This window comes from Mesorhizobium sp. 1M-11 (assembly GCF_001303895.1).
Lineage (GTDB): Bacteria > Pseudomonadota > Alphaproteobacteria > Rhizobiales > Rhizobiaceae > Mesorhizobium.
The window spans coordinates 68604-85409 of record NZ_LJSD01000051.1; the positions used below are offsets into that span (position 1 = coordinate 68604).

16 protein-coding genes are annotated in these 16806 nt (G+C 63.3%); 3 read left to right on the forward strand and 13 right to left on the reverse strand.

The genetic code is table 11. From position 1 onward, the window contains the following. Nucleotides 1-4 precede the first annotated feature (4 nt). Entirely contained in the window at nucleotides 5-1606 is a 1602-nt protein-coding gene (locus AO692_RS21170; RefSeq protein ID WP_054312032.1) for a GMC family oxidoreductase N-terminal domain-containing protein, read from the reverse strand. Between the two features lie 156 nt (nucleotides 1607-1762). On the opposite strand from AO692_RS21170, the gene AO692_RS21175 reads away from it, so the two are divergent. Next, entirely contained in the window at nucleotides 1763-2503 is a 741-nt protein-coding gene (locus tag AO692_RS21175; protein WP_054312033.1) for an IclR family transcriptional regulator, read from the forward strand. A 119-nt stretch (nucleotides 2504-2622) separates the two neighbouring features. On the opposite strand, the gene AO692_RS21180 is transcribed toward AO692_RS21175, so the two are convergent. The 5 genes from AO692_RS21180 to tauA all read right to left on the reverse strand — a co-directional run bounded on the left by AO692_RS21180 (nucleotide 2623) and on the right by tauA (nucleotide 7412). Next, a complete protein-coding gene (locus AO692_RS21180; RefSeq protein WP_054312034.1) occupies nucleotides 2623-4023 on the reverse strand; it encodes an FAD-binding oxidoreductase in 1401 nt (466 codons plus the stop codon). A gap of 24 nt (nucleotides 4024-4047) precedes the next feature. Beyond that, nucleotides 4048-4428, reverse strand: coding sequence for a nuclear transport factor 2 family protein (locus AO692_RS21185; RefSeq protein WP_152979941.1), 381 nt, complete (start codon nucleotides 4426-4428; stop codon nucleotides 4048-4050). Between the two features lie 158 nt (nucleotides 4429-4586). After that, nucleotides 4587-5414, reverse strand: a complete 828-nt coding sequence (locus tag AO692_RS21190; RefSeq protein WP_054312036.1) for an ABC transporter permease subunit — start codon at nucleotides 5412-5414, stop codon at nucleotides 4587-4589. Continuing rightward, on the reverse strand, nucleotides 5407-6219 hold the full coding sequence (locus AO692_RS21195) for a taurine ABC transporter ATP-binding protein (RefSeq protein WP_054312037.1): 813 nt from the start codon (nucleotides 6217-6219) through the stop codon (nucleotides 5407-5409). The genes AO692_RS21190 and AO692_RS21195 overlap by 8 nt, the downstream gene beginning before the upstream one ends. A 173-nt stretch (nucleotides 6220-6392) precedes the next feature. Then, the gene (gene tauA / locus AO692_RS21200; protein WP_054312038.1) at nucleotides 6393-7412 is read right to left on the reverse strand and encodes a taurine ABC transporter substrate-binding protein; all 1020 of its coding nucleotides are present in this window, start codon (nucleotides 7410-7412) and stop codon (nucleotides 6393-6395) included. 493 nt (nucleotides 7413-7905) lie between these two features. Here tauA and AO692_RS21205 point away from each other — a divergent pair, with 493 nt between their 5' ends. After that, entirely contained in the window at nucleotides 7906-9387 is a 1482-nt protein-coding gene (locus AO692_RS21205) for a PLP-dependent aminotransferase family protein (RefSeq protein ID WP_054312039.1), read from the forward strand. Between the two features lie 47 nt (nucleotides 9388-9434). On the opposite strand, the gene AO692_RS21210 is transcribed toward AO692_RS21205, so the two are convergent. Further along, nucleotides 9435-9851: a nuclear transport factor 2 family protein gene (locus AO692_RS21210; protein ID WP_244483435.1), complete on the reverse strand. Its 417-nt coding sequence runs from the start codon at nucleotides 9849-9851 to the stop codon at nucleotides 9435-9437. A gap of 232 nt (nucleotides 9852-10083) precedes the next feature. Further along, nucleotides 10084-10377, reverse strand: coding sequence for a hypothetical protein (locus AO692_RS21215; RefSeq protein ID WP_054312040.1), 294 nt, complete (start codon nucleotides 10375-10377; stop codon nucleotides 10084-10086). 230 nt (nucleotides 10378-10607) lie between these two features. On the opposite strand from AO692_RS21215, the gene AO692_RS21220 reads away from it, so the two are divergent. Continuing rightward, nucleotides 10608-11468: a mechanosensitive ion channel domain-containing protein gene (locus AO692_RS21220; protein WP_054312041.1), complete on the forward strand. Its 861-nt coding sequence runs from the start codon at nucleotides 10608-10610 to the stop codon at nucleotides 11466-11468. A 119-nt stretch (nucleotides 11469-11587) separates the two neighbouring features. On the opposite strand, the gene AO692_RS21225 is transcribed toward AO692_RS21220, so the two are convergent. The 5 genes from AO692_RS21225 to AO692_RS21240 form a co-directional block, all read right to left on the reverse strand. Beyond that, entirely contained in the window at nucleotides 11588-11980 is a 393-nt protein-coding gene (locus tag AO692_RS21225; protein ID WP_082407475.1) for a type II toxin-antitoxin system death-on-curing family toxin, read from the reverse strand. Further along, nucleotides 11970-12116, reverse strand: coding sequence for a hypothetical protein (locus AO692_RS33175; RefSeq protein ID WP_161808098.1), 147 nt, complete (start codon nucleotides 12114-12116; stop codon nucleotides 11970-11972). Before AO692_RS33175 ends, AO692_RS21225 begins: the two co-directional genes overlap by 11 nt. A gap of 239 nt (nucleotides 12117-12355) precedes the next feature. After that, nucleotides 12356-14368, reverse strand: a complete 2013-nt coding sequence (locus AO692_RS21230) for a putative 2-aminoethylphosphonate ABC transporter permease subunit (RefSeq protein WP_054312043.1) — start codon at nucleotides 14366-14368, stop codon at nucleotides 12356-12358. Nucleotide 14369: 1 nt separating this feature from the next. Beyond that, nucleotides 14370-15485: a putative 2-aminoethylphosphonate ABC transporter ATP-binding protein gene (locus tag AO692_RS21235; protein WP_152979942.1), complete on the reverse strand. Its 1116-nt coding sequence runs from the start codon at nucleotides 15483-15485 to the stop codon at nucleotides 14370-14372. A 150-nt stretch (nucleotides 15486-15635) separates the two neighbouring features. Further along, on the reverse strand, nucleotides 15636-16658 hold the full coding sequence (locus tag AO692_RS21240; protein ID WP_054312044.1) for a putative 2-aminoethylphosphonate ABC transporter substrate-binding protein: 1023 nt from the start codon (nucleotides 16656-16658) through the stop codon (nucleotides 15636-15638). Nucleotides 16659-16806: the final 148 nt, after the last annotated feature.

Genomic DNA, 16806 nt, shown 5'->3' on the forward strand with positions numbered 1-16806 from the left:
GAATTCATTGCAAAAGAAGATCGGACAGCTTCTCCCCGATCATGATTGCGGGCAGGTTGGTGTTTCCCGATACGATGCGGGGCATCACCGAGCAGTCGGCGACCCACAGGCCGTCGAACCCGCGCACCTTCAGGTTAGGATCGACGACCGCTCCCCTGTCGTCGTCCTGGCCCATCCGGCAGGTGCTGGTCGGATGGAAAATGGTGGCGCCGTTCTGACGCGCGAAATCGAGCAGGGCCTCGTCGCTGTCGGCGGTCCCTCCGGGCAGTTCCTCATTGGCGACGAGCCGGCTGAGCGGCTCGGTGCGGGCAATGCGGCGGGCGAGCCGGATGCCGCCGACCGCCACCTGGCGGTCGAGCTCGGTATCCAGATAGTTGGGATGGATGGCCGGAGCCGCCGTCGGATCGCCCGAGGCGAGGCGGATCGAGCCCCTGCTTTCGGGGCGAAGCTGGCAGACCGACATGGTGAAGCCGGAGAACGGATGCACCTTGCCGCCCGCCATGTCGGCCGACAGGGTGGCGACATGGAACTGCACGTCGGGGCGCGTCTCGCCCGGAGCGACCGCGGTGAACAGCGCGCCCTGGTTGATGCCGACCGCCAGCGGACCGCTGCGGGCGAGCAGCCATTGCAGGCCGATCTTCACCTTGCCGGTCAGGCTGTTGAGTTCGTCATTGGTCGTGATCGGCTTATTGCAGCGATAGATCAGGCGCAGCTGCAGATGATCCTGCAGATCGGCGCCGACGCCCGGGCTGTCCGCCAGCACCTCCATGCCATGCTCCTTCAGATGTGCGGCGGGGCCGATGCCCGACAGCATCATCAGATGCGGCGTGTGCACCGCGCCGGCGCTCAGGATGACGCCGCGCCGGGCGTCGAGACGCACCGTGCGGCCGCCGCTTCTATAGTCGATGCCCTCGGCGCGACGTCCCGCAAAGCGGACCCGCGTGACCTGGGCGTCGGTCAGGATGTCGAGATTGGAGCGACCGCGCGCCTGGCGCAGATAGCCCACCGCCGCGCTGCTGCGCAGGCCGTTGCGGGTGGTCAGGCTGTAATAGCCCACCCCCTCCTGCCGAGGCCCGTTGAAATCGTCATTGGCCGGAATGCCGAGATGGTTGGCCGAGGCGATGACGGCGTCGATCACCGGATGCGGCCGGCGGATCGGGTCGACGCTGATGGGGCCGCTCGTGCCATGATAGTCGGGATTGAGCTTGCTGTTGAAGGTCTCGAGCCGGCGGAAATAAGGGAGCACGTTGCGGTAGCTCCACTGGTCGCCGCCATAGCGCGCCCACTCGTCGTAATCCTCTGCCTGCCCGCGGATGGCGATCAGCCCGTTGATCGCGGAACTGCCGCCCAGGACCTTGCCGCGCGGCCAGTAGATGCTGCGGCCGTTCATGTTCGGATCGGGCTGGGTGTAGAGCTTCCAGTTGACGCGCTCGTCCCACATCGTCTTGCCGTAGCCGAGCGGCAGATGGATCCACGGGCTGGTGTCCTTCGGCCCGGCTTCGACGAGGGCGACACGGAACCTGCCGTTCTCGGAAAGACGCGCAGCGACGGCGCAGCCGGAAGAACCGGCGCCGACGACGATATAGTCGTAACTCAATTCACTCACTGCAATTCCTCCCACGGCCAGACGGGAGGCAAAGGCGACTGGAGTCAAACGAAACGAGATGAAATATCTCACACACTGAGATTTGAATTGAATTTTCATGCTGTGATGGCTAATCAAGCCAGAAGCAATCTCACTGAGTGAGACAAGGAACGCTGCATGGAAAACTCGGCCATCACCCGCAGCCTCAACCTGATCGAGGTCGTCGGCCTTTCCGAGCGGCCGGTGACGCTGCTCGAACTCGCCTCGAAGATCGACATGCCGAAGGCCACGCTGCACAGGCTCTGCCAGCGCCTGGTGGAGGAAGGCTTCCTGTTTCGCGAACCCGACAGGCGGCACTATTCGGTCGGCCCTCGCCTGTTCAAGATGGGTCTCACCATCGTCGGCTCGGGTGTCGGCACGCAGCGCCATGCCATCCTGCGGCAGGTCGTCGACGTGACGGGCGAGACCTGCAATTTCGTGGCGCGCTCCGGCACCGACGCCATCTATCTGGCGCGTGTCGAGTCCAACTGGCCGCTGCGCGTCCACCTGGAGCCGGGTGCGCGGGTGCCGCTGCATTGCACGGCCAGCGGCAAGCTGCTGCTTGCCCATCTGGACGAGCAGCAGCGGCAGAAGCTGCTTGGCCTGATGACCTTCGAGCGGCTCACCCCCGCGACGCTTCTGTCGGCCGATGCGCTCGAAGCCGAGTTCGCCGAGATCCTGCGCAACGGCTACAGCACCGACCGCGAGGAGTTCATGGTCGGCCTGATCGCCATCGCCGTACCGGTGCTGGATGCAACCGGCCGCGTGGTGGCGACGCTCGCCTGCCACGCCCCGAAAGCGCGCCTGTCGCTGGAGAAGGCGAAACGCTATGTGCCCGTGCTCCAGGCGGCGGCGCGCAAGCTGGCCAAGACTTTCTGAGGCGTTTCTGCGGAATTCCGGACGCAAAACCGCGGCACACTTTTGCTGGAATTGGGCTTCTTCTCCCCGCAATTCCGGACGCAAAACCGCGGCACACTTTTGCTGGAATTGCGGTGCCACTACAGGATCTCGTCGTTGAGATAGTACCATCGGTACATGCCCCACTGGCCGAGGCGCCGGAACGGCGTCAAAAGACCGTGGCTGGGCAGCGGCGAGGTGAAGATCGGCAGGTCGAGCCCGCCGCCCTTGCCGGCGACCATCTGCGCCATGCGGCGGCCGGCCTGGGCCGAATACATCACGCCGTTGCCGCCGTAGCCGAGGGCGTAGAACAGGCGCTGGCCGGGGTCGGGCTGGAAGATGCGCGGCATCATGTCGTGGCTGACGTCGACCCAGCCCCACCAGGAATAGTCGATCTCGATGCCGCGCAGGATGGGGAACTTCCGGTAGAGGCCTTCCAGCAGCAGCGCGAGATGCTTGGGATTGACCGCGTCGCGGCCGGTGATGGCGCTGCGGCTGCCGATCTGCACGCGCCTGTCGGGCAGCATGCGGTAATAGTGGCGCAAGGTGCGCGTGTCGGTGAGCGGGATCCGCGCCTTGAAGTTCAGCGCCTCGCATTCATCCTCCGTCAGCCGGCGGGTGACGACCGAGTTGGACAGGATCGGCATCAGCCGGTGCCGGGTCAGCTTGTGCATGCCGGGCGAGGTGTAGCCGGCGGTGGCGATGCAGACGGTGCGCGCCCGTACCGTGCCGCCGGGCGTCCTGAGATGATGCACGCCGCCTTTCAGCGCGCTGCCGAGCACCGGGCTCGATGTGTGCACCTTCGCGCCAAGCTTGCGCGCGAGTTTCAGATAGCCGAAGGCCAGTTTCGCGGCATGGATGCCCATGCCGTCGGGTTCATACATCGCACCCCTCGCCTCGGCGTCGCGCACGAAATCGCTGTGCACCTCGTCGCGGCCGACCATGCGGGCCTTGTAGCCGAACACCTCATTGAGCAGGCGGGTCTCCTTCTCCAGCGCCGGCAGCACCTTGTCGCGATGGGCGATGTAGAGGTGGCCGCCATCCTGCGGATCGCAGTCGATCTCCGGCTCCCGGATCAGGCCGCGGAATAGGTCGAAGGCTTCGGCGATCTCGGCATGCAGCTTGCGGGCGACGTCGACGCCCCAGCGCTCGATCCATTGCGAGCGCTTCAGCCGGCCGGCCGAGATCTGGGCCTGGCCGCCATTGCGGGTCGAACAGCCCCAGGCGACGCCATTGGCTTCGAGCACGGTGGCCTTGATGCCATGCTCGCGGGCGAGATGGATGGCGCAGGACAGGCCGGTGTAGCCGGAGCCGACGATGGCGACGTCGACGTCGATATCCTGCGTGACGGGGCCGTCGTCTTCCGGCTCCGGACCGGCGGTGGCGATCCAGTAGGTGGGGGCATAGTCCTTGCCGTCGCCGGGGTTCGGCGCGTGCACCGGATCATAGGCAGGGTCGAACGGCTTGCGCCGCATCGCCGACGTGACAAGTTGCTGTTCCATGGCCCGATCCTCCCCCGAATCCTGTCAGGCGCCCGCTGCGATCAGCGGCCGGTTCTTGCGGAAGGCCTGCTTGCGCACGATCCTGTTGCCGGCGAGCGTGAACAGGTCGCAGCCCTCGGCCTCGATGCGGCTGCCGTCGGCATTGGTGCCGGTGAAGGTCCATTCCGAGACGGCGCGGTCGCCGTGGACGAAATGACCGTGATGGGCCCAGTGGGCGTCGGGCATCGCCTTCCAGACACCGCTGAAGGCATTGGCGATGGCATCAGGGCCTTCGAAGCGCGTGCCGTAGGCCTCCGGGCCGCCGACGGCGTTGAAGACGCAGTCGTCGGAAAAGAAGCTCATCACGCCATCGATGTCGTGCCGGTTGAAGGCATCGAACAGCTTGGCAAGGTCATCGGCGGTCAGCGCCATGGTGCAGTCCTCGTATCTTGTCATGGGGGTCTTCGGGGCGACGCCGGACATGGCTCCGCCGTGGCCGGTGGAGCCGGCCGATTGAACGTCATCCGCATGGGTGTGGGGCGCCTACCTTGGCGGCGCGGTAGCTGGGTGATCCGGCATCGTCATCAGATCTTGCCCTTCCAGGGGATCAGGATCTTCTCGAGGTAGCGCAGCAGGAGATCGAAGGCGAAGGCGAAGATGCCGATCACGATGATGCCCATGATGACGGTGTCGCTGGCCAGATATTCGGCCGCGTTCAGCACCATGAAGCCGAGACCGCGATGCGCGGCCACCATCTCGGCCGCCACCAGCGTGGTCCAGCCGACGCCGATGCCGATGCGCATGCCGGTGAAGATCTCGGGCAGCGCCGCCTTGAGGATCACCTGGGTGATGACCTGCGTGCGGGTGGCGCCCATCGCATAAGCGGCGTGGATCTGCTCGGTCGAGACGGAGCGCACCCCGGCGCGGGCGGCGATCGCCATCGGCGCGAAGATCGCCAGATAGATCAGGAAGACCTTCGGGAACTCGCCGATGCCCAGCCAGATGATGATCAGCGGCAGGTAGGCGAGCGGCGGCAGCGGACGGTAGAACTCGATGATCGGATCGAACAGGCCGCGAATGGTGCGGTTGACGCCCATCAGAATGCCGACCGGCACGGCGGTGACCAGCGCCAGGACGAAGGCGCCGAGCACCCGGCCGAGGCTGGCCAGCGTGTGCTGCGTCAGCGTCGAGTTCGAAACGCCTTCGGTCATGGCCAGCACGAATTTGCCCCAGACGGCGAGCGGCGACGGCAGGAACAATGGCCTGACCCAGCCCATCTCGGTGACCAGCAGCCAGAGCCCGAACAGCACCAACGCGGTGATCAGGCTGATGTGGCCGCTGGCGCCGTCGCCGGGCGCGCCGTAGATCTTGCCGGGCGTGACCGGCCGGGCCCTGGAGAGGCGCTCAAGCATGGAGGTGTTCCGGGCTGCCGGCCTGACGCTCGTCGCCGTAGATGATGCCGAGGATCTGTTCGCGCATGTCGATGAAATCGCGGCTGGACTTGATTGCACGGGCGTTTCCCTCCTCGAGGAAGCGTCGATTGAAATCGAGCTCGTAGGTGTGGGTGATGCGGCCTGGCCGCGGCGACATGACGATCAGCCGGGAGCCGAGGAACAGCGCCTCCTCGACGCTGTGGGTGATGAAGAAGAACATCTTGTTGGTGAGCTGCCAGACCTCGAGCAGCAGTTCCTGGATGGTCTCGCGGGTGAGCGCGTCGAGCGCCGCCATCGGCTCGTCCATCAAAAGCATGGCGGGATCGCAGGTCAGCGCCCGGGCTATGCCGACGCGCTGCTGCATGCCGCCCGACAAATGGTAGATCATGTGCTTGTGGAAGTCCTGCAGGCCGACCAGCGCCAGGTTCTTCGTGGCGATCTCGCGCCGCGTCTTCTTGTCGACGCCGCGCAGCTTGAGGCCGAATTCGGTGTTGTCGATGACGTTTAGCCAGGGCAGCAGCGCGTGCTTCTGGAAGACGACGCCGCGTTCGGCGCCGGGGCCGACGACCTGGTTGCCGCCCAGCGTGATGTCGCCGTCGGTCGGAGCCATGAAGCCGGCCATGAGGTTGAGCAGCGTGGTCTTGCCGCAGCCGGAAGCGCCGAGCGCGACGACGAAATCGCCGCTTTTGACTTCAAGGCTCACGCCCTTGAGGGCGATCACTGCCTGGTCTGAATAGAGGCCTGGGTAGGTCAGGCTGACATTGCTGACGTTGAGGGTTTCCATCGCGCCGATGCCTTTCGCGGATTTCGCCAGAGCGTTTCCGTTTTTGACGAAAACGCTCTAACTCTTTGTTTTTACGCAATTCCGGATGCAAAACCGCTGCACATTTTTGCTGGAATTGCTCTGGAAAGAAAGGCGGCCGCCGGCCTCGACCGACGGCCGAACTGGGTCAGGACCTACTTGGACGCCTCCTTGGCATAGCTCGCATTGACGAAGGGCGTGTAGTCGTCGAGTGCCTTGTCGATCTGCTTCTGGGCGACGAGGAACTTGGCGCTCTCAGTCAGCGCCTTGAGTGCGCCGCCGCCGAGCCAGGTCTCGGAGGCCTGTTCGCCAACATCCGGGAAGGACAGAAGGCCCAACGCCTCGACCGTGCCGGCGCCATCGCCGCCGATCATCTTGACGATGCCCTTGACCTGTTCGGAGTCAGCCGTCCAGCTCGCCTTGTTCTTGTTGTAGTCGGCATAGGCCTCGGCCAGCACCTTGGTGAAGGCAGCCATGAATTTCGGATTGTCGGCGGCCCATTTCTTGTCGGCGACAAGGCCGTCGAAGGTCGGCACAGAGGCCGCACCGATGGTTTCGGAATCGGCGATGGTCTTGCCGGTCTTGGTGAGTTCCGTCAGCGCCGGCGGCCAGACATAGGCGGCGTCGATGTCGCCGCGCTGCCAGGCGGCGATGATCTGCGGCGGCTTCATGTTGAGGATGTTGACCTCGCGCGGATCGACTTTCCAGACCTGTTCGAGGCCGACCAGCAGATGGAAGTGCGAGGTCGAGACGAAGGGCACGCCGACATTCTTGCCCTTGAGGTCTTCCGGTTTCTCGATGCCCGAGCCGTTGCGCACGACGAGCGCTTCCGACTTGCCGATGTTGTCGAGGATCCAGAACAGTTCGAGCTCGACGCCGCGGGTGGCAGCAGCTGCCGTGCCTGTCGAACCGAGGACGCCGACCGGCACATTGCCGGAGGCGAGCGCGGTGGAGATGTCGCCGCCAGACGAGAACTGGCGCCAGTCGATGGTGTAGCCGGCTTCCTTGGCGGCCTTGTCGAAACGGCCGTCGGCGATGGCGGTGACGAACGGCCCGACGATCTGCTGATAGCCGACGACGACGGTCTCCTCGGCATAGGCGAGACTTGCCTGGAAAAGGCCGGCGGCGAGCGAGACGGCGCCCGCAAAATGCTTGAGATGCTTGAATGCGTTCATTGTTACCCTCTTTTGTTTTGATAGCTTCCGGTTGGTTCCGGGAACTCGCCGGCTTTGGCGCCGGTCTTGGTTCTGCATCATAGGGTTAAATGAGCGCCCCCGATTGCCTTATATCCAGTTTGGAAGTTGAATGATTCCAGTTCAAACATGCGATGGACATGTGCGGCTGGAGTGAACAGAGCTTTCCGTGCCCATTCCTTCTGCATTCCGGAATGGATCCCCGACACTCGCCGCTCCCTGCGGTCGCTTACGAGGTCGAGGATGACGGACTGCCGTGAGGTCCGCGCCAACTGTCACCGTGGGCGCCTGGCACCTGCGCTGGAGACTGGTGCAGACGAAAAGGGAGCTCCGTCATCCTCGACCTCGCAGGGAGCGGAGCGACCGAAGAGTGTCGGGGATCCGTTCCGGAACGTCGACGATACGATACAGTCCAGGACGGCCTTCATGACCCCTATGAAATCAGCGCGTTCTTGAGATCACTGCAAAGGCTCCCATGGCGCATCCGACGGTTTCCGAAACGGTGTTCTTCCTCGACCGCGCCAGCCGGGTGGGCCTGCAGGCGCAGATCCGCGAGACGGTGGTGTCGGCGGTGCTGGCCGGCCGCATCCAGCCCGGCGCGCAGCTGCCGTCGACGCGCAAGCTGGCCGACTATCTCAACATATCGCGCATCACGGTGACGCTGGCCTATCAGGAGCTTGCTTCGCAGGGCTATGTCGATGCGGCGAGCCGCAGCGCCTATCGCATATCGGACAATCCACCGATCAGGCTGATCGCGGCCGAGACGCCGGAGGCCGCGGACGACGCCATCGACTGGTCGGCGAAGCTGCGGTCCAGTTTCATCGTCGCCAAGCAGATGCAGAAGCCGCTGGACTGGCGACGCTTCCCCTACCCGTTCCTGTACGGCCAGATGGACCCTTCCCTGTTCGATCTCAATGCATGGCGCGACTGCGCGCGGCGGGCGCTGGCGCGCGAGGATTTCGAGCTGATGGCCGGCGACTTCGCCGCCGCCGACGACGTGCTCCTGGTCAACTACATCTGTTCGCGCACCCTGCCCAGCCGAGGCATCCGGGCGCATCCCGACGAAATCCTGGTGACGGTGGGAGCGCAGAACGCGCTGTGGATCGTCAACCAGCTTTTGCTGGCCATGGGCGCGCACGCCGTGTGCGAGAACCCGTGCCATCCCGACATGAGTGCTGCACTGATGCTGAGCGGTGCCCGCGTGACGGCGATCAACGTCGACAGGCAAGGCCTGCCGCCGGAGGCGATACCGGCGGACGTCGACGCGGTGTTCGTCACGCCCAGCCACCATTCGCCGACCGGGGCGACCATGCCGATCGACAGGCGGGCGCGCCTGCTCGAAGCGGCCGCCGAGCAGGACTTCATCATCATCGAGGACGACTACGAGTTCGAGATGAGTTTCCTGGCGCCGCCCTCGCCGGCGCTGAAGGCCTTCGACCGCAGCGGCCGGGTGTTCTACATCGGCAGTTTCTCGAAGTCGCTGTTTCCCGGCCTGAGGCTCGGCTATCTGGTGGCGCCGGCGCCGGTGATCCGCGAGGCGCGGGCCTTGCGGGCGCTGATGCTGCGCCACCCGCCCGGCCACCTGCAGCGCACCGCCGCCTACTTCCTGGCGCTCGGCCACCATGATGCGGTGCTGCACCGCATGCGCGGCGAATACCACAAACGCCACATCGTCATGGCCGATGCGCTGAAGCGCTATGGCTTCACCATAGCGGGCTCCTCGGCCTTCGGCGGCACGTCATTCTGGGTGGAAGGTCCCGAAGGGCTCGATGCGGACCTGTTGATGGCGGAGCTGAGACAGGACGGCGTGCTGATCGAATCCGGCTCGCCCTTCTTCCCCGACGCCGCCGGCCCCTGCCGCTTCTTCCGCATGGGCTATTCCTCGATCGACAAGGACCGGATCGTCGAGGGCGTGGCGCGCACGCGTGCACGGATCGATGTGCTGCTTGCACCCTGAACAGGCAGCACGGTTTTCCCGCCCTGTCGTTCCGGCATGGGCTGCTGTCACACGACCGCGACGATCCCGGCGGTGTCGTAATAGAACGGCGTGCCGTCGAGCAGCAGCCCGTTCCTGAAGTGGAGGACCTCGGCGAAAGGCTGTTCGATGACGGCGCCGGTGGCGCGCGAGGTGAGCTTCAGCGTGCACGCCATGAACACGGTGTCCTCGACGCGGGCCGCCGTCATGTCCGCGACCGCCATGTCGCTCCAGACCTCGCTCATCCTGCCGAGCAGAGCGGCGATCCCTTCCAGCCCCTTCCAGTCTCCGGCATAGGGCAAGGATGCGGGTTCGTGCACGACCACATCGGGATGAAAGGCCCTGGCGAGGCTCTCGACATCCTTCTCCTCCGATCTGAGAAATCCCAGTTCGACTTCAAACATGCGCTCGAGAAGCGGCATGGCATCGGTGCAGTCGCAGGTCATTCGAGGCTGGCTCCATTCGGTTTGTGCATCCGATGTGAAGTCCAAACCCGATCGCCGCCACCCGTTTCCTGCTGCCGATGGGCTTCAAGCATAGGACGCCTCCGGTTAAGCGCCCGGCAGTGTGCATGCGTAAAAATGCCCGCCTTGCTGCCAAGGCGGGCAGACAGGGAAACCCGAACGCTCCCCCGTCAGTCGGCAACCTGTTCCGCAGTGCGCCGCAACGCGCGAACAATCAGTTCGCGCCACCGAGCTGCTTCGTCATCTTGCAGAAATTGTCGTGCTGCTTGGCGATGACTTCGTCGCCGCAATCCTTCATCATGCTGGCGCGGTCCTCATCGGTCAGAGCCATCCACGCTGCCTTGAAGTCGACTTCCGATTTCATCGTCTTCATGTCGGCATCGGTGTAGAAAGGCGCCATCTTCGCTGAATCATCGAGCGCGGAAGTGCCCTTGTCACCGGCGGCGAGCGCCGAGCCCGTCATCAACGCAAGCGCCATCGCGCCCATGGTAAGCATCTTCACGTTCATGGAACGTCCTCCTATTTGGCAACTGCTGGGAGTAACAGCTGTGCTAACCCAACGTCGATTTTTGGAAGACGGTTCCGAAAAGATGACTGCCGCGCGCCGCATCGTTCCTGCACCTTGGGATTCTGCCGCCCGACTGAGGCCCCATTCGAACGCTTAGCTCGCGTTGCGACACGCGATTCATTCAGCACGAGGCTGCATTGTCGGTGTCATCTGCAGGAGGGAGAGATACGATGGAGAACCAAACGCGACAGGCGATCGACGCCTTTCAAACCGGATTCCAGCAGTTGAGCGGTTTGGCCGTGACCTACGCCTTTTCGGTGCTGGGCGCGATCATCCTGCTCCTTCTCGGCTATTTCCTGGCGGGGGTGATCGAGCGTGCGCTGAAAGGCGCTATCGGTCGTGTTCCGGGTTTCGATCAGACATTGGCGCAGTTCTTTGCAAAGATCGGCCGCTATGTGGTGCTGGCGCTCTTCATCGTCATGGTGCTCGGCCAGTTCGGGGTCCAGACGGCTTCGATCATTGCCGCCATCGGCGCGATCGGGCTGGCTGTAGGCCTGGCGCTGCAGGGCACCCTGCAGAACATCGCCGCAGGCCTCATGCTGCTGGCGCTCAGGCCGCTGCGTGTCGGCGAATATATCGAGGCCGGTACCGTCAAGGGCACAGTCGAGGATATCGGTCTTTTCGCCACGCGGCTGCGCACCATCGAAGGCGTGTATATCCTGGCCCCGAATTCCACGCTGTGGAGCGAGCCGGTCTACAACTTCAATCGCAACAAGGTGCGCCGCAACGACCTGATCATCGGCATCGGCTACGACGACGATATCGACCTGGCCCAGAAAACCATGCTGGACCTTGCCGCGAAGGACAAACGCATCCTGCGTGAGCCGGCGCCCAGCGCATCGGTTTCGGAACTCGGCGCAAGTTCGGTCAGCGTGACGCTAAGATATTGGACGTCGGCAGCGGACTACCTCACGACACGGTTCGACATGACCAAGGCAGCCAAGCTCGCCTTCGACGAGAAAGGCATCTCGATTCCGTACCCGCAGCAGGAGATCGTCTATCGCGAGGTGGCCAAGCAGGGCGCGGGCTGAGGGCCGCGATCTCTTCCTTCTTCGCAGCGGCTTCGGCGGCGAGATCGAAGGCTGCATGTTCAGAACTGTGGGGCGAAGAACTTCGCCAGCCGAAGAGCGGTATCGGGTGTAACCGGCACTCATCTGTTGGTGACAAAGTAGAAGATTTGCTCTTCAAACCGTTGCATCGTGATATCGCCACTGATCAGTTTTACGAGTTCTTGGGCGATCTCTTCCGAATCCCATGTGATGTCATAGCCATTCAGGGCCATGAACATCATCCCCGCCGTCCACCCTGTGCGTTTATTGCCTTGCTCAAATGGATGGTCACGCGCGATCGCAACAATCAGAATGACGGCAAGACGCAAGATATCGATCTCGCCGTCGTAGAGATAATGATTGATTGGACTGGCTACCGCGCTTTCAAGCAAATTTCGACTGAGAAGCTGATAAGGCTCCCCGGTTGCTGCCACTTCGTCCTGATTTATTTTTATGACTTCCTCTGCCGGAAGCCACACAGGTTCATTTTGCAAGCTCTGCCCGGATCTTAGGGAACTTGCTCATGATTTCAGCCCGCAATGCATTCATGTCCACCGGTCCTTGAGGAGGACGCGGCGGGAACTGAACGGAGTCGCTTTTGACGACTGGAACTGCAAAACGATTGATCATGACACCCGTCTCCCTCAACCAAAGAGGGCATTCTAATAATCGTGAATCAGCACGATGGTTGCAACACCTTGGCGCAAAATATTTATCGTTTCTCTATCGGCCATCGGAACGAACACTGCAAAAAGTCGACGATAAGCACGATGAACCCCTTTCCACGTCGCGATATCCTCTGGCCATTCTTCACCTGAGTGGGGTTCTTGCCGATATGCTACAGACTAGCTGCCCGACCGACAACTATCCTACCTCCCCCGCCAGACCTGTGTGCGTGAAAGCAAAAACCGCGAGACGGCCGCGTGGATCAGGCGAGCGGCAATGTTGGTGTAGAAGATCATCATGCCCATGGCGGCTGCCGGCGCGACGTCGCCCGCATCGTCCATGTTGAGCACGGCCACCGAGGCGAGCTGCGTCTGCGTCGAATAGAGGAAGACCACGGCCGACACCGTCGTCATGGCGTTGACGAACAGATAGATCGAGATGTCGAGGATCGCCGGCAGGCAGACCGGCAGCGTGACGCGGAAGAACAGCTTGTGGAAGGGCTGCTTCAGCGAAGCGGCGACCGGCTCGAACTCACGGTCCATCTGCTTCAGCGCCGTCAGCGCGGTGAGATGGGAGACGGTGTAGAAATGGGTGATCGTGCAGATCACCAGGATGGCCATCGAGCCATAGATGACATGCATCGGATTGGCCGGGTTGTTGAAGAAGAAGATGTAGGCCAGGCCGAGCACCATGCCGGGCACAGCCATCGGCAACATGGCGAGAAACTGGAACAGGGAACGCCCGGCGCGGAAGCCATCGCTCTTCTCCACCATATAAGCTCCGGTGAAGACGATGATGGTGCCGAAGACAGCGGTCAGAAGCGCCATCTTGATGGAGTTGTGGTAGGAGGCCCAGCCACCGCCGTCCATCAGGTCGAAGCGGAAATTCTTCAGGCTCGGCGTGAGATCATAGGGCCAGAACTTCACCATGGCGGCGAGCTGGCACACGCCGATCATGGTCAGGATGAAGGCCGCGATCAGTGCGCAATAGGCAAAGCAGCCCCAGTCGAAACCCGGATTCGGCTTCGGCTCGTAAGGCACCGAGCGGGCCGACAAGAGCGCCACCTGTTTCTTCTGGATGGTGCGGTCGACGAAGAAGGCGGCGATGGCCGGGATGATGAGCAGTACCGACACCACCGCCCCCATCTCGAAATTCTGCTGCCCGATGACCTGCTTGTAGATGTCGACGGCGAGCATATTGTACTGGCCGCCGATGACCTTGGGCAGGCCGAAATCGGTGATGACCATGGTGAAGACCACGAAAGCCGCCGAGATGACGCCGTAGCGCGCGCCGGGCACGGTCACGGTCCAGAAGGTACGCCATTTGGTGGCGCGTAGTGCGGCGGCTGCCTCGTAGTGGCGGGCATCCGCGACGCTGAGCGACGTCGAGATGATGAGCAGCGCATGCGGCAGCGTGAAGAAGACCGAGCCGATGACGATGCCGATCGGCCCGTAGATCGAATGGCCCATCATCCAGCTTTTCAGCAGGCCCTGGTTGCCGAACAGATAGACGAGCGCGATGCCGGGCAGCAGCGACGGCACAAGGATCGGCGCCGTCATGATCAGCCGGAACAGGCCCTTGAGGCGCATGCGGCTGCGGTTCATCGCATAGGCAAGGCCGAAGGCGATGGCGATGACCAAAATCGTGCTGATCGCGCCCATCAGCACGGAATTCCAGATCGCCTGCGCCAGCGAGGGCGTCGAGAAATAGGCGACGAAATTGTCGAAGCCGACGGTGCGGGCGGGCCGCAGCACCACGCGGCGGAAGGTGTTGGAATCGACCTCCACCCAGTCGGTGCCGCGCTTGAGGTCCGAACCGACCAGGAAGGCGGCATCATCGGTGGTGCCACGGATGCGGTATTTGACCGGGCTGCGGAAACTGAAATCCTCGTAGAGCTTGGTCAGCGACAGCCGCCCGTCGGAGCCGGTGTCGAGCTGGTCGTCCGGGATCGCCTTCGCGTCGGCGTTGAGTGCTGCGACGGTGCGCGCGGGGCCGAAGGCGGTTCCGCTTTCGTCGCTGCGCGTAATCTCGAAGGCGTTGAGGTCGAAGCGGTAGGTCGACATCGACTTCGACAACAGCACGTAGAGCGGCGCGGCCAGCGCCAGCACGAGATAGAGCGCGATGACCAGCATCAGCCCGCGCTTGACGACATCGTCGGACGACAGTTGCAGGCGCGGCGCGCGCCCAGTTGGAAGGACGAGAGCTGCGGCGCTCATCTCAACTCGCCTTCGGGAACACGAGCACGCGGTTCTGCGGCAGCTCGACCCGCATGGCGCCGCCCTTCTCGATCCCCAGGCGACGGACCGCGTTGATCGAGAAATCGGCGATCAGCACACGCTCGCCGAAGCGCGGGGACGACAGGCGGCAGCGCCAGAAAGCGCCGAGGAATTCCATCTCCTCGACCGTGACCTCGACCAGATTTTGCGGGGTCTTGATGTCCTCGCGCCCGTCGAGCGAATGGGGAATGATATCGACCGGTCGGATCACCGCCGTCACGTCGCTGCCCGCCGCCACCTCGCATGATGCGCAGACCAGTTCCGTACCGGCGAGCCCGACCGTGTCGTTCTGAAGCATCCTTGCCGGGAACTGGTTCGTCTCGCCGATGAAGTCGGCGACGAACAGGGTGTTGGGATGACGGTAGACCTCGGTCGGCGTTCCGACCTGCTCGATCACGCCGTGGTTCATGACCACGATGCGGTCGGCCATCGACAGCGCTTCCTCCTGATCGTGCGTGACCATGATGGTGGTGACGCCGAGCTTGCGCTGCAGCTCCTTGATCTCGTGGCGCAGATGGACGCGCACCTTGGCGTCGAGCGCCGACAGCGGCTCGTCGAGCAGGAGCAGGCCCGGAGAGACGGCCATGGCGCGAGCCAACGCGATGCGCTGCTGCTGACCGCCGGAAAGCTGGGCCGGATATTTCTTCGCCTGTTCCGAGAGGCCGACCAAAGCGAGCAGTTCGGCGACGCGGGCCTGGATCTTCTGTTTCGGCCGCCGGGCATTCTCCAGGCCGAAGGCGATGTTCTTCTCGATCGTCAGATTCGGGAACAGCGCATAGGACTGGAAGACGATGCCGTAGTCGCGCTTCGACGGCGGCAGGTTGGAAATGTCCCTGCCCGCCTGCCGTATTGTACCGCGCGTCTGCAGGTCGAGGCCAGCGATGGCGCGCAGCAAGGTGGTCTTGCCGCAGCCGGACGGCCCGAGGAAACAGACGAACTCGCCCTCCCTGATGTCCAGCGACACGCCCTTCAGCGCGACGAAATCGCCGAACGCCTTCCACAGCTGATCGATTGCCAGATAGCTGGGCTTCGCGGGGGCTTGCGGCTCAAAGTGCATCGGAGCGGCGGCCGCTCCGGTGACGGTCTCGTGTTTCATCTCGCGGCCCATCTGTTTCCACGCAATTCCGGACGCAAAACCGCTACACACTTTTGCTGGAATTGCTCTTGCAAAACGGGCGCCGCTTCTGGCGGCGCCCGGCTGGAATGCTCAGCTCTTCGGCTCGGACTTGGCGTCGTAGCGCTTGGCCCATTCCGCCAGCACCGCCTTGCGGTTGTTGGCCGCCCACTCGAAGTCGTTCTTGATCATGTGGTCGGCGACATCGGCAGGCAGGTGCTCGACCGGCTTGGCGATGCCCGGATAGGCAAGCACGGCGTAGCCTTCATTGTACATCTCGTTGGCCTCCTTCGAGACCGCGAAGTCGACCAGCTTCTTGGCGGCCTCGATATTGGCAGTGCCGGCAACGATGGCCGTGGCCTCCGCTTCCCAGCCGGAGCCTTCCTCCGGGAAGATGATGTCGATCGGCGCGCCGGCGGACTTCGCCTTCGCGCCGGGGAATTCGAATGAAACGCCGACCACCGTCTCGCCGGCGCCGGCCATCTTGCAGGGCTTGGAGCCCGAATGCGTGTAGGCGGAGATGTTCTGGTGCAGGCCGTCCATGAAGGCCCAGGCGTCCTTCTCGCCGAACATCTGCAGCCAGGCCGAGACGTCGAGGAAACCGGTGCCCGAGGAGTTCGGGTTCGGCATCACGACATGGCCCTTGAATTCAGGCTTGGTCAGGTCCTTCCAGCTTTTCGGCGCCGCGATGCCGAGCTTCTTCGCTTCCACGGTGTTGAAGCAGATGGCGGCGACATAGGCATCCATGCCGGTCCAGGACGGCGGATTGGCGCTGTCGACGAAACGCTTGTCGAGCTTGTCGACGCCGGCCGGCGCGTAAGGCTCCAGCATGCCTTCGCTCTTCAAAAGCAGCAGCGAGGTGGCGGCAAGGCCCCAAACGACATCGGCCTGCGGATTGTCCTTCTCGGCCAGCAGCTTGGCTGTCATCACCCCAGTGGAGTCACGCACCCAGTTGATCTTGATGTCGGGATAGGCCTTCTCGAAGGTTGCCTTGTAGCGGTCGAGGTCGACGGCCTCGATGGCAGTGTAGACCGTCAGGTTGGTCTCGGCGATCGCCGTCGAGGCAACGAAGGTTGCGGCAAGCGCTGCAAGCACGGATAGGGTGCGAGATTTCATGATTAAAGTTCCCCGTCTGGTGACACATTCTGCGATGCATTGGGACGCCGTTTTCAGAATGTGCAGGCCCAGAGAATGCCGGCACGCGTCGTCCATGAGCCACTCTAGATGAGGGGAGTACGATAAGTGAAATCTATTTATCCTATGG

What these genes read in the sequence shown, in the direction of transcription:
- tauA (WP_054312038.1), bottom strand. Translation starts at nt 7,412, where the DNA reads ATGAACGCATTCAAGCATCTCAAGCATTTTGCGGGCGCCGTCTCGCTC.
- AO692_RS21240 (WP_054312044.1), bottom strand. Translation starts at nt 16,658, where the DNA reads ATGAAATCTCGCACCCTATCCGTGCTTGCAGCGCTTGCCGCAACCTTC.
- AO692_RS21235 (WP_152979942.1), bottom strand. Translation starts at nt 15,485, where the DNA reads ATGCACTTTGAGCCGCAAGCCCCCGCGAAGCCCAGCTATCTGGCAATC.
- AO692_RS21190 (WP_054312036.1), bottom strand. Translation starts at nt 5,414, where the DNA reads ATGCTTGAGCGCCTCTCCAGGGCCCGGCCGGTCACGCCCGGCAAGATC.
- AO692_RS21230 (WP_054312043.1), bottom strand. Translation starts at nt 14,368, where the DNA reads ATGAGCGCCGCAGCTCTCGTCCTTCCAACTGGGCGCGCGCCGCGCCTG.
- AO692_RS21195 (WP_054312037.1), bottom strand. Translation starts at nt 6,219, where the DNA reads ATGGAAACCCTCAACGTCAGCAATGTCAGCCTGACCTACCCAGGCCTC.
- AO692_RS21180 (WP_054312034.1), bottom strand. Translation starts at nt 4,023, where the DNA reads ATGGAACAGCAACTTGTCACGTCGGCGATGCGGCGCAAGCCGTTCGAC.
- AO692_RS21220 (WP_054312041.1), top strand. Translation starts at nt 10,608, where the DNA reads ATGGAGAACCAAACGCGACAGGCGATCGACGCCTTTCAAACCGGATTC.
- AO692_RS21205 (WP_054312039.1), top strand. Translation starts at nt 7,906, where the DNA reads ATGGCGCATCCGACGGTTTCCGAAACGGTGTTCTTCCTCGACCGCGCC.
- AO692_RS33175 (WP_161808098.1), bottom strand. Translation starts at nt 12,116, where the DNA reads ATGATCAATCGTTTTGCAGTTCCAGTCGTCAAAAGCGACTCCGTTCAG.
- AO692_RS21175 (WP_054312033.1), top strand. Translation starts at nt 1,763, where the DNA reads ATGGAAAACTCGGCCATCACCCGCAGCCTCAACCTGATCGAGGTCGTC.
- AO692_RS21215 (WP_054312040.1), bottom strand. Translation starts at nt 10,377, where the DNA reads ATGAACGTGAAGATGCTTACCATGGGCGCGATGGCGCTTGCGTTGATG.
- AO692_RS21210 (WP_244483435.1), bottom strand. Translation starts at nt 9,851, where the DNA reads ATGACCTGCGACTGCACCGATGCCATGCCGCTTCTCGAGCGCATGTTT.